The organism is Rhodococcus coprophilus NBRC 100603, assembly GCF_001895045.1.
Taxonomy (GTDB): domain Bacteria; phylum Actinomycetota; class Actinomycetes; order Mycobacteriales; family Mycobacteriaceae; genus Rhodococcus; species Rhodococcus coprophilus.
Genome location: NZ_BDAM01000005.1, coordinates 225,080 through 236,133, shown reverse-complemented (window position 1 = coordinate 236,133; position 11,054 = coordinate 225,080). Strand labels below are relative to the sequence as shown.

At 66.6% G+C, this 11,054-nt stretch carries 8 protein-coding genes; 5 read left to right on the top strand and 3 right to left on the bottom strand.

Annotated features, from left to right (window positions below):
* The first annotated feature begins 112 nt into the window (after window positions 1-112).
* Entirely contained in the window at window positions 113-3,883 is a 3,771-nt protein-coding gene (locus tag RDCOP1_RS09860; protein WP_072699930.1) for a multifunctional oxoglutarate decarboxylase/oxoglutarate dehydrogenase thiamine pyrophosphate-binding subunit/dihydrolipoyllysine-residue succinyltransferase subunit, read from the top strand.
* A 119-nt stretch (window positions 3,884-4,002) separates the two neighbouring features.
* Here the strand turns inward: RDCOP1_RS09860 and RDCOP1_RS09855 are convergent, their stop codons facing one another.
* On the bottom strand, window positions 4,003-4,677 hold the full coding sequence (locus tag RDCOP1_RS09855) for a TetR/AcrR family transcriptional regulator (protein WP_072699929.1): 675 nt from the start codon (window positions 4,675-4,677) through the stop codon (window positions 4,003-4,005).
* A 71-nt stretch (window positions 4,678-4,748) separates the two neighbouring features.
* Between RDCOP1_RS09855 and RDCOP1_RS09850 the strand changes: the two genes are divergently transcribed.
* The 4 genes from RDCOP1_RS09850 to RDCOP1_RS09835 all read left to right on the top strand — a co-directional run bounded on the left by RDCOP1_RS09850 (window position 4,749) and on the right by RDCOP1_RS09835 (window position 8,751).
* A complete protein-coding gene (locus RDCOP1_RS09850; protein ID WP_072699928.1) occupies window positions 4,749-6,332 on the top strand; it encodes a flavin-containing monooxygenase in 1,584 nt (527 codons plus the stop codon).
* Entirely contained in the window at window positions 6,329-7,156 is an 828-nt protein-coding gene (locus tag RDCOP1_RS09845) for an SDR family NAD(P)-dependent oxidoreductase (protein WP_072699927.1), read from the top strand. Before RDCOP1_RS09850 ends, RDCOP1_RS09845 begins: the two co-directional genes overlap by 4 nt.
* A 9-nt stretch (window positions 7,157-7,165) precedes the next feature.
* Window positions 7,166-8,083 carry an alpha/beta hydrolase gene (locus RDCOP1_RS09840; protein ID WP_072699926.1) on the top strand — a complete coding sequence of 306 codons (918 nt, stop codon included), beginning with the start codon at window positions 7,166-7,168 and terminating at the stop codon, window positions 8,081-8,083.
* Window positions 8,084-8,148: 65 nt separating this feature from the next.
* Window positions 8,149-8,751, top strand: coding sequence for a DUF1707 SHOCT-like domain-containing protein (locus RDCOP1_RS09835; protein WP_072699925.1), 603 nt, complete (start codon window positions 8,149-8,151; stop codon window positions 8,749-8,751).
* 43 nt (window positions 8,752-8,794) lie between these two features.
* Here RDCOP1_RS09835 and RDCOP1_RS09830 read toward each other — a convergent pair whose 3' ends face one another.
* Window positions 8,795-9,409, bottom strand: coding sequence for a glycine betaine ABC transporter substrate-binding protein (locus tag RDCOP1_RS09830; RefSeq protein ID WP_143152190.1), 615 nt, complete (start codon window positions 9,407-9,409; stop codon window positions 8,795-8,797).
* 146 nt (window positions 9,410-9,555) lie between these two features.
* A complete protein-coding gene (locus RDCOP1_RS09825) occupies window positions 9,556-10,746 on the bottom strand; it encodes an NAD(P)-dependent malic enzyme (protein WP_072699923.1) in 1,191 nt (396 codons plus the stop codon).
* Between the last annotated feature and the right edge of the window lie 308 nt (window positions 10,747-11,054).

Sequence of the window (11,054 nt, the reverse complement as noted above, 5' to 3'; positions counted from 1 at the left end):
TGGCTCTCGGGCATGGATGATCAGTTCGGATCGTCACACACCCACCAGCTAGCCTCATATGCATAGGCGCTCCGATCGGGTACCGAAGAAAGAAACGAGGCGAACAACTGCCGTGAGCAGCAGCTCTACATCACAGTTCGGACAGAATCAGTGGTTGGTTGACGAGATGTACCAGCGTTTCCAGGACGATCCGTCGTCCGTGGATGCGAGCTGGCACGAGTTCCTCACCGACTATTCTCCCGAGGCAGCCGCGGCCGGAGGCTCGAACGGCGCCGAGGTGAAGACCACTGAGAAGTCCTCCCAGCCCACCGCGACCAAGACGTCCACGGCTGCTGCGAACGCCGCACCGAAGGCTTCCGCCTCGTCCACGACTCCGGCGAAGCCGGCTGCTGCACCCCAGCCGACCACCTCCTCCAAGACCGCCACCGCGCCGAAGCCGGCTGCCTCCAAGCCCGCTGCTGCATCCAAGCCCGCACCGAAGCCCGCGAGCGGCTCGGCGGACAAGAACGGTGCCGAGGAGACCAAGGTTCTGCGGGGCGCAGCTGCTGCCGTCGCGAAGAACATGAACGCCTCGCTGTCGATCCCGACGGCCACCAGCGTCCGCGCGGTTCCCGCGAAGTTGATGTTCGACAACCGCATCGTCATCAACAACCACCTCGCCCGCACCCGGGGCGGCAAGGTCTCGTTCACGCATCTGCTCGGTTACGCGATCGTCCAGGCGGTCAAGGCGTACCCGAACATGAACAACCACTACGCCGAGATCGACGGGAAGCCGAACCTCGTCACTCCCGCGCACGTCAACCTCGGTCTCGCGATCGACCTGCCCGGCAAGAACGGTTCCCGTTCACTCGTCGTCGCCGCGATCCGCAACTGCGAGACGATGAACTTCGCCCAGTTCTACTCGGCATACGAGGACATCGTCCGCCGCGCGCGCGACGGCAAGCTCACCGGTGAGGACTTCTCCGGTGTCACGATCTCGCTGACCAACCCGGGTGGCATCGGCACCGTGCATTCGGTGCCGCGTCTCATGGGCGGCCAGGGCGCGATCATCGGCGCCGGCGCCATGGAATACCCGGCCGAGTTCCAGGGTGCATCCGACGCCCGGATCGCCGAGATGGGTATCGGCAAGCTGCTGACGCTGACCTCGACCTACGACCACCGCGTCATCCAGGGTGCCGAGTCGGGCGAGTTCCTCAAGACGATCCACCAGCTGCTGATCTCCGACGGGTTCTACGACGAGATCTTCCACACCCTGCACATCCCGTACGAGCCGGTCCGCTGGCGCCAGGACGTGCCCGAGGGTCTGGTCGACAAGAGCACCCGCGTGCTCGAGCTCATCGCCGCCTACCGCAGCCGCGGCCACCTCATGGCCGATACCGATCCGCTGCAGTTCGTGCGCGACAAGTTCCGGTCGCACCCCGATCTCGACGTGACCACCCACGATCTGACGCTGTGGGATCTCGACCGCGAGTTCAACGTCGGCGGCTTCCACGGCAAGCAGAAGATGAAGCTGCGCGACGTGCTGTCGGTGCTCCGCGACGCCTACTGCCGCCACGTCGGCGTCGAGTACACGCACATCCTCGAGCCCGATCAGCAGCGCTGGATCCAGGAACGCGTCGAGGCGCACCACGTCAAGCCGACGGTCGCCCAGCAGAAGTACATCCTGAGCCGCCTCAACGCGGCCGAGGCGTTCGAGACGTTCCTGCAGACCAAGTACGTCGGTCAGAAGCGCTTCTCGCTCGAGGGTTCCGAGTCGGTCATCCCGATGATGGACGCCATCATCGATCAGGCCGCCGAGCACCAGCTCGACGAGGTCGCGATCGCGATGCCGCACCGTGGTCGCCTCAACGTCCTCGCCAACATCGTGGGCAAGCCGTACTCGCAGATCTTCACCGAGTTCGAGGGCAACCTGAACCCGGCCGCGGCGCACGGCTCCGGTGACGTGAAGTACCACCTCGGCGCCGAGGGCACCTACATCCAGATGTTCGGCGAGAACGACATCAAGGTGTCGCTCACCGCGAACCCGTCGCATCTCGAAGCCGTCAACCCGGTGCTCGAGGGCCTCGTCCGCGCCAAGCAGGACATCCTCGACAAGGGTGAGGGCGGCTTCACGGTTCTGCCGCTGCTGCTCCACGGCGACGCCGCGTTCGCCGGTCAGGGTGTCGTGGCCGAGACGCTCAACCTTGCGCTGCTGCGCGGCTACCGCACCGGCGGCACCGTGCACATCGTCGTCAACAACCAGGTCGGCTTCACCACCGCGCCGGAACACTCGCGGTCGTCGGAGTACTGCACCGACGTCGCGAAGATGATCGGCGCGCCGATCTTCCACGTCAACGGCGACGACCCCGAGGCCTGTGTGTGGGTTGCGCAGCTCGCCGTGGACTTCCGCGAGAAGTTCCACAAGGACGTCGTGATCGACATGATCTGCTACCGCCGCCGCGGCCACAACGAGGGCGACGACCCGTCGATGACGCAGCCGGCGATGTACGACGTCATCGACACCAAGCGCAGTGTCCGCAAGAGCTACACCGAGGCCCTGATCGGCCGCGGGGACATCTCGCTCAAGGAAGCCGAAGACGCCCTGCGCGACTACCAGGGTCAGCTCGAACGGGTCTTCAACGAGGTGCGCGAACTCGAGAAGTACCAGCCCGAGCCGTCCGAATCGGTCGAGCTGGACCAGACCCCGCCGACGCGTCTGAAGACCGCCGTCGACAAGGCGGTGCTCGAACGGATCGGCGACGCCTTCGTCAACGTTCCGGAGGGCTTCAGCGTGCACCCGCGCGTCAAGCCCGTCGTCGAGAAGCGCCGCACGATGTCCCACGAGGGTCAGATCGACTGGGCCTACGCGGAACTCCTCGCCTTCGGTTCGCTCGTCGAGCAGGGCGCACTCGTGCGCCTCGCCGGGCAGGACTCGCGGCGCGGCACGTTCACGCAGCGGCACTCGGTGCTGATCGACCGCAAGACGGGCGAGGATTACAGCCCGCTCGCGGCGGTGGCAGCGGAGGCCGGCAACGGTGGCCGTTTCATGGTGTACGACTCGGCGCTGACCGAGTTCGCGGGCCTGGGCTTCGAGTACGGCTACTCGGTGGGCAACCCCGACGCGCTCGTCCTGTGGGAAGCGCAGTTCGGTGACTTCGTCAACGGCGCGCAGTCCATCATCGACGAGTTCATTTCGTCGGGTGAGGCCAAGTGGGGTCAGCTCTCCGACGTCGTGCTGCTGCTGCCGCACGGCCACGAAGGCCAGGGCCCCGACCACACGTCGGGCCGTATCGAGCGCTGGCTGCAGCTGTGCGCCGAGGGTTCGATGACCGTCGCCATGCCGTCGACGCCGGCGAGCTACTTCCACCTGCTGCGGCGTCACCACCTCGACGGCATCCGTCGTCCGCTCGTGGTGTTCACGCCGAAGTCGATGCTGCGCAACAAGGCAGCGGTCAGCAACATCGAGGACTTCACCGAGGGCAAGTTCCGGTCGGTTCTCGAAGAGATCCCGTACGAGGACAACTCGGCGGACCGCTCGAAGGTGGAGCGCGTCCTGCTGACCTCCGGCAAGATCTACTGGGAACTGCTCGCGAAGAAGCAGAAGGAAGGCCGCGACGACATCGCGATCCTGCGGGTCGAGCAGCTGTACCCGGTGCCGCGTCGCCGGATCGCCGAGACACTCGACATGTACCCGAACGCGTCCGAGTTCTTCTGGGTCCAGGAGGAGCCGGCGAACCAGGGTGCCTGGCCGTTCCTGGGTCTGGCCCTGCCCGAGATGCTCCCGGAGAAGCTGGCCGGGATCAAGCGGATCTCGCGTCGTGCGATGTCTGCGCCGTCCTCGGGTTCGAGCAAGGTCCATGCTGTCGAGCAGCAGGAGATCCTCGAGAAGGCCTTCACACGGTAGAAGCCCCGTTCCGGTCCCTCACGGGGGCCTGACGGTTCTCATGCGAGCCGGGTCGGTTCGTCCCACGGGACGACCGGCCCGGCTCGCGGCATTCCGGGCCGAGCACGGCTGGGCCGGATCTAGCCGCTCGACGCGAACTGCGCGGACGCCACCACCGCCGGGAGCGCGGCGACGGCGAGGTCGACGAACTGCTCGCGCGTGAGCGCGGAGCCACCCTCCGGATCATCCGGTCCCGGAGACGTCGATATCCCCTGCTGTTGCAGCCAGGCGATGGTGATGTCCTCGACGAACGCCACCCAGCCGCGGACCGCGAGCCGGACCGTGGCGTCGGGATCGATGCCGATGCTCGGCAGATGGGTGACGGTGCGCTCAACCATCGCGCGCCGGGTGGCCTCGAAGACCGATCGCATGTCCGGATCTGCGCTGACCGAACCCCGCAACATCGACACATAGGTGCCGGGACGCTCGGTGACGTAGTCGACGTACGCGACGACGGTGCCGCGCAGCATCTCCATCGGGTCCAGGTTCTCGTCGGGCGCGGTGCGTTCGAGCATGTCGCTGCTGATGTGCTGCACAACGGCGACGTGGAAGTCGTGCTTGGACGCGAAGTAGTGGAACAGCAGCCCGCGCGACACCCCGGCCCGGTCGGCGATGTCTTCGACGGAGATCTGCTCGAGGGGGCGACTCGCGAGGAGTTCCACCCCCAGCTCGATCAATTGCGCACGACGTCGCTGCGGGCTCAGACGGGTCCGTCGTCCACTTTTCCCGGAACTGTTGCCGCTCACGGTTCCCATGCAAGCATCCTTATTGAATAATCGTCAACAAAGTGTTGACCGCGCCACTTCGACGCCCTAATCTCAGATACATGAGTCTTCCGGTTACAGACACCTCCGCCGGTGATACCACGCGCCGGATCGATACGCTGATCATCGGCAGCGGGTTCGCCGGACTCGGCGCCGCCATCAAACTGTCCCGAGCAGGGAAAGAATTCCTGGTCCTCGAACGCGCGGACGAGGTGGGCGGCACCTGGCGCGACAACACCTATCCCGGCGCCGCATGCGACGTGCCGTCGAACCTGTACTCCTACTCGTTCGCCCTCAACCCCGGCTGGACCCGGTCGTTCTCTCCCCAGCCCGAGATCCAGGCGTACATCACCTCCGTCGCCGACAAGTACGACGTCCGCCGACGGACGATCTTCGGGTGCGACGTCCAGGACGCGCGCTGGAACGAGAACACGCACCGCTGGGACGTCCGCAGCACCCACGGCGACTTCAGCGCCAAGAACCTCGTGTCGGCCGTGGGCGCCCTGTGCGAGCCGGCGCTGCCCGATATCGCCGGCATCGAGCGCTTCGGCGGCGAAATCTTCCACTCGGCCCGCTGGAACCACGACGCCGACCTCGCCGGCAAGCGAGTCGCGGTGATCGGCACAGGCGCGTCGGCAATCCAGATCGTGCCCGCCATCGCCGGCCGGGTCGCGCACCTCGATGTGTATCAGCGCACCGCGCCGTGGGTGCTCCCCCGCGCCGATCGTGAGTACACGAAGGCGGAGAAGTTCGCCTTCCGCCGCATCCCCGGATTCCAGCGGTTGTCGCGCACCCTCCAGTACCTCATGAGAGAGACGCAGGTCGTCGGGCTCACCAAGGCACCGGTGTTCATGAAGCCGCTCGAACTCGCGGCGCGCATCCAGATCCGCCGGGGCATCTCCGATCGCGCCTTGCGGCGCAAGGTGACACCGAACTTCGCCATCGGGTGCAAGCGCATGCTCATCTCGAACAACTACTACCCCGCCCTCGACCGCCCGAACGTCGACCTGGTCACCGACGGGATCGCCGAGGTCACCGCGGACGGCATCGTGACGAAGGACGGCACCACCCGCGAGGTCGATGCGATCGTCGTCGCCACCGGCTTCCACGTCACCGACTCGCCGATGTTCGCCGGGATCTTCGGCAAGGACGGCCGGTCTCTCGCAGACGTCTTCGACGAGTCGGGCATGCAGGGCTACAAGGGCACCACGATCGCGGGGTTCCCGAACCTCTTCTTCCTCGTCGGCCCGAACACCGGACTTGGCCACACGTCGATGGTGTACATGATCGAATCGCAGCTCAACTACCTCGTCGACGCGATCGACACCATCGATCGGCACCGTATCGGCACGGTCGAAGTGCGCCGGGAAATCCAGGACGACTACAACCGCGACCTCCAGCACGCGATGAAGAACAGCGTGTGGAACAACGGGGGGTGCGCCAGCTGGTATCTCGACAAGCACGGCAACAACACGACGTTGTGGCCCGGGTTCACCTTCGAATTCCGGCGCATCACCAAGCAATTCGATCTGGAGGCGTACCGCACCGTCGCCGAGGCCGACCTCACCTCCCTCCCGGCCGGTCCCTCCGCCGGCACCCCCACCGAGCGCACCGAGCGCGCATCCCGGAAGGCTGCAATCCAGTGAGCGAATTCGAAGGCAGGGTCGTCGTCATCACGGGAGCGGGGTCCGGTATCGGGCGGGCGCTCGCCGTCGATCTCGCCGGTCGCGGTGCCAAGCTCGCACTGTCCGACGTCGACGCCGTCGGCCTTGCGGAAACTGTCCGTCTGGCAACCGATCTCGGCGCGGAAGTAAAGTCCGACCATCTCGACGTCACGCAGCGCGAAGCTGTCTTCGCGTATGCCGAAGCCGTCGTCGCGCACTTCGGCAAGGTCAACCAGGTCTACAACAACGCCGGAATCGCCTACCACGGCGAATTCGAGCGATCCGAGTTCAAGGACATCGAACGGATCGTCGACGTCGACTTCTGGGGCGTCGTCAACGGCACCAAAGCCTTTCTCCCGCATCTGATCGCTTCCGGCGACGGCCACCTGATCAACGTGTCGAGCCTGTTCGGTCTGCTCGGCATCCCCGGCCAGACGGCATACAACGCCGCAAAGTTCGCCGTACGCGGGTTCACCGAGTCGCTGCGTCAGGAAATGCTCATCGCCAAGCATCCGGTGCAGGTGACGTGCGTGCATCCCGGTGGCATCAAGACGGCCATCGCCCGGAACGCCGCCGTACCCGACGGCGACGACCAGGCCGGCTTCGCGCAGTTCTTCGACAGCAAGCTCGCACGGACCACCGCGGAGCAGGCGGCGAAGACGATCCTTCGGGGCGTCCGGAAGAATCAGGCACGGGTGCTTATCGGTGCCGACGCCAAGTTCCTCGACGGCTGGGTTCGGCTCGTGGGGCCGTCCTACCAGCGTGTCGTCGCGACCATTGCCGGTCGCGTCCTACCCAAGAACTAGGCTGCGCCGATGCCACAGCTTCCTCTGCGCCTCGTCCGGGCAACGTTGCGTCCCCTCTACCGGCTCACCCTCAATGCCCGGTTGCCGTACTCGGTGCAACGTCGGCTGCTCGAGGCCGCAGCACCGATCCAGCCGTTACCCAAGGGCACCGTCGTCCGCAAGATCGAACTCGGCGGGAGACCCGCGGAGCGGGTCACCGTCGGGGCTACCGAACGTCCGACGGCGGTGCTGTATCTGCACGGCGGCGCATACACCTGCGCCTCCCCCGCCACCCACCGGTCGCTGGTCGCACATCTCGCCGCCGCGACCGGGTCGGCCGTGTACGCACTGGACTACCGCCTCGCCCCGGAACATCCCTACCCCGCCGCACTCGACGACGCGGTCGCGGCATACATCGACCTGATCACCGAGCACGGGGTCGAGGCGGCGAAGACACCGATCGCCGGCGACTCCGCGGGCGGAGGCCTCTCGGTCGCCACTGCCCGCCGGCTCATCGACCGGCACGGCGTCACGCCGGCCGCGCTCGGCCTGCTCTCCCCCTGGGTCGATCCGGGTTCGCGCACCGTGCCGTTCGATCGGGATGTCGTCATCAACACCGCGTGGGTGTTCGCGTCCGCCGACGCCTATCTCGGCAGCGGAGACGCGACCGATCCCGGTTACGCGCCGCTGCACGGGGACCTCGCCGGGTTACCGCCCACACTGATCCAGGTGGGCACGAGTGAGGTGCTGTACCCGCAGATCCGCGAGTTCGCGAAGAGGCTGCGTGCGGCAGACGTCGACCTCGAATTCACCGAGCAGCCCGAACTATGGCATGTCGCGCACCTTCAGGCGGGACTCGTGCGGGAAGCCGCCGAGGCGGTGAACGAAGTCGGAGCATTTCTCCGGACGCACATGGCAGGCGAAGCACCCGAGGGCGCGCACGACTGACGGTCGCGGGGCGGCGCAGGAGATTCTATAGTTGGGTCCGACAATTCGACCGGACGGCGGATCTGATGACGGACGACTCACGCTCCGAAGACATCCTGCTCAGCGACGACGAGCGTCTGCACGCGCTCAACGTTCTCGGCGAGCATTACGCCGCCGGACGACTCGACTCGTCGGAGTTCTACGACCGGTCGGGCTGGGTCGCGCAGGCGCGTACCCTGCCCGATGCCCGACCGGCCTTCGCCGGACTTCCGGGCGGCGTGCCGCTCGAGATCACCGACGGGCACGTCCATGTCGTGGATACGCCCGCCTCCGTCCCGGCCGTGCGGCGGAGCGACGTGCCCGCGCCGGCGGACCCGGATACCGAACTCGCCTCCTTGCGGCAGCGCGGCAGAACCGTCGAGTCCCTCGACTGGATCATCATCGGCATCACGTTGATGACGTTCCTCGTGCTGCAGATGATCGTCGACTGGGACTACGCGTGGGTGGTGTGGCCGTCACTGATCGTCACGCTCAGCGTGCCGCGCATGATCCTGGGTTTCAGCGACGAGGACGAAGAGATCTACGACGAACTCAAGGAGTCGGAGGCCGACGAGCGGAAGGCGCGTCTCCGGGAAGCCGCAGACCGGATCCGGCAGCTCGAGAGCGGCGACGACACCCGCGGAAAATGACGCCGCCGCCACGGATTCCGGGTCGGCGACCCGGAATCCGGGCTCAGCGCGCGGAGAGCCACTCGTTCGCGGCGTGCTCGGGCGCGACGTCACCGCGGCTCACCGCGTCCCCCATCTCGGTCAGTTCGTCCGTGGTCAGCTCACCGGCTACCACGTTGAGCGCTTCGACCTGTCGCGGCGTCAGCGCACCACCGCGTATCAGCGGCACGACGTTCGCCGCTGCCGCTTCGCTACCGGCCTCGCCGGCATCTCCGGACCCGGGTTGCTCGGCCACCGCATAGTCCGAGACCGAGAGGCCCTGAGGCAGAGACCTGTTCAGTTCCTCGAACACCTCGTCCGGTTCGATCGCCTCGGCGCCGGGCTGAAGGCGCAGGAGCAGCCCACCCATGTATTCCGGCACCAGATCGACCGAGCCGTCATCCAGTGCGGCGAGTTCTTCGCCGTCGTCGAGTCCGAGGCGGGTGTCGACGGAGGCACCGGTGCCGCGCAGCACCGCGGCATAGATCTCGGCGAGGACCCGGCTGTCGGGTGACTGTCCGGAGCCGACGGTGATCACGCCGGAATCCGTGTCGGTGGCCAGGACCTGACCGGTCGAGCATCCGACGAGCGTCCCCGCCGCGGTCATCAGCGCCGCGACACCGAGCATCCGAATCTTCACCGATCGCCACACTCCTCGAACTCATCGACTTCCGGGCCGCGCGTCCCATCGTCCCATCCACCCCCACGACGCCGAACGCCCGGCCGGGCATCCCCGGACGGGCGTTCGGTCGCTGACAGGCGCAGTCGCCTACAGGGTCGTTTCGCTCAGGCGACGCCCTCGGCCCTGGCCGCCGCCGCAACGGCTTCCGCGACGGCCGGCTCGACCCGCGGATCCAGCGGGCTCGGCACGATCTTGTCGACGGAGAGTTCGTCGGCGACGACAGAGAGAATCGCGTCGGCTGCTGCGAGTTTCATGCCCTCGGTGATTCGACGGGCGCCCGCGTCCAGCGCGCCGCGGAACACACCCGGGAACGCGAGCACGTTGTTGATCTGGTTGGGGAAGTCACTGCGCCCGGTTGCGACGATGGCCGCGTACTTGCGCGCGATGTCGGGGTGAATCTCCGGGTCCGGGTTGGACATGGCGAAGATGATGGCGTTGTCGGCCATCGTCGCGATGATCTCTTCCGGAACGGTGCCCGCCGACACGCCGAGGAACACGTCCGCGCCGTCGAGCGCCTCGATCAGTCCGCCGCGGCGGTCCGCCGGATTCGTGCGGGAGGCGAGATCTGCCTTGATCGGGTGCAGATCGGGGCGATCCGACGAGACGATGCCCTTCGAATCGAGCACCACGACGTCTTCGATCCCCGCTGCGAGGAGGATGTTCGCGCAGGCGACGCCCGCCGCTCCCGCACCGGAGATGACCACACGCAGCGAGGTGATGTCGCGGTTCTGCACCTTGACGGCACCCTTGAGCGCCGCCAGCGCCACGATTGCCGTGCCGTGCTGGTCGTCGTGCATGACGGGACAGTCGAGCGCCTCGATGACGCGCTTCTCGATCTCGAAGCACCGCGGGGCCGAGATGTCCTCGAGATTGACGGCGCCGAAGCTCGGGCGCAGCCGCACGAGGGTTTCGACGATCGCGTCGGGGTCCTTCGTGTCGAGCACGAGCGGAATGGAATTGAGCCCGGCGAACTTCTTGAACAGTGCGGACTTGCCCTCCATGACGGGCAACGAGGCACGGGGGCCGATGTCGCCGAGGCCGAGGACGGCGGTGCCGTCCGACACCACGACGACGAGGCGGCTGGTCCAGGTGTAGCGCGCGGCGAGCGTCTCGTCGGCAGCGATCGCACGGCTGACCTGGGCTACGCCCGGGGTGTACGCGATGGAGAGGTCGCGCTGCGTCTCGAGGGGCGCGGCGAGTTCGACCGACAGCTTTCCGTCCACATGGCTGCCGAAGATCTCTTCGTCGGTCAGCTCGAGCTTCTCGGGGGTATGTGCATCAGACACAATTGACACGATGACACTCCTGCGTGTTCCGGGGCCAGTGTTGGCCTCGGTTACTGCGAGAACTCTGCATTCCGATGCGTGACACACCGAGATACAGGGCTCCGCCAAGGACATATTCGATGAAGCATCCGGGCGCGATCATGGTTACGGCTTTGGAACGCTGTACGTCTTCCGGAGCGTGATGGCGCCGCGGCGGGTGGCCTCGGCGACAAGCCCTCGAGCGGCTCTGCCATCCTTCTTCCGATACCGGAATGGTGATTCCGGCCTCGGTCGTGGTGGCGAGTTTGCCACCTTTACAGACCAACAATCAAATCGGC

Coding starts and splice junctions, on each gene's coding strand:
- RDCOP1_RS09850 (WP_072699928.1), top strand. CDS start 4,749: ATGAGTCTTCCGGTTACAGACACCTCCGCCGGTGATACCACGCGCCGG.
- RDCOP1_RS09835 (WP_072699925.1), top strand. CDS start 8,149: ATGACGGACGACTCACGCTCCGAAGACATCCTGCTCAGCGACGACGAG.
- RDCOP1_RS09855 (WP_072699929.1), bottom strand. CDS start 4,677: ATGGGAACCGTGAGCGGCAACAGTTCCGGGAAAAGTGGACGACGGACC.
- RDCOP1_RS09840 (WP_072699926.1), top strand. CDS start 7,166: ATGCCACAGCTTCCTCTGCGCCTCGTCCGGGCAACGTTGCGTCCCCTC.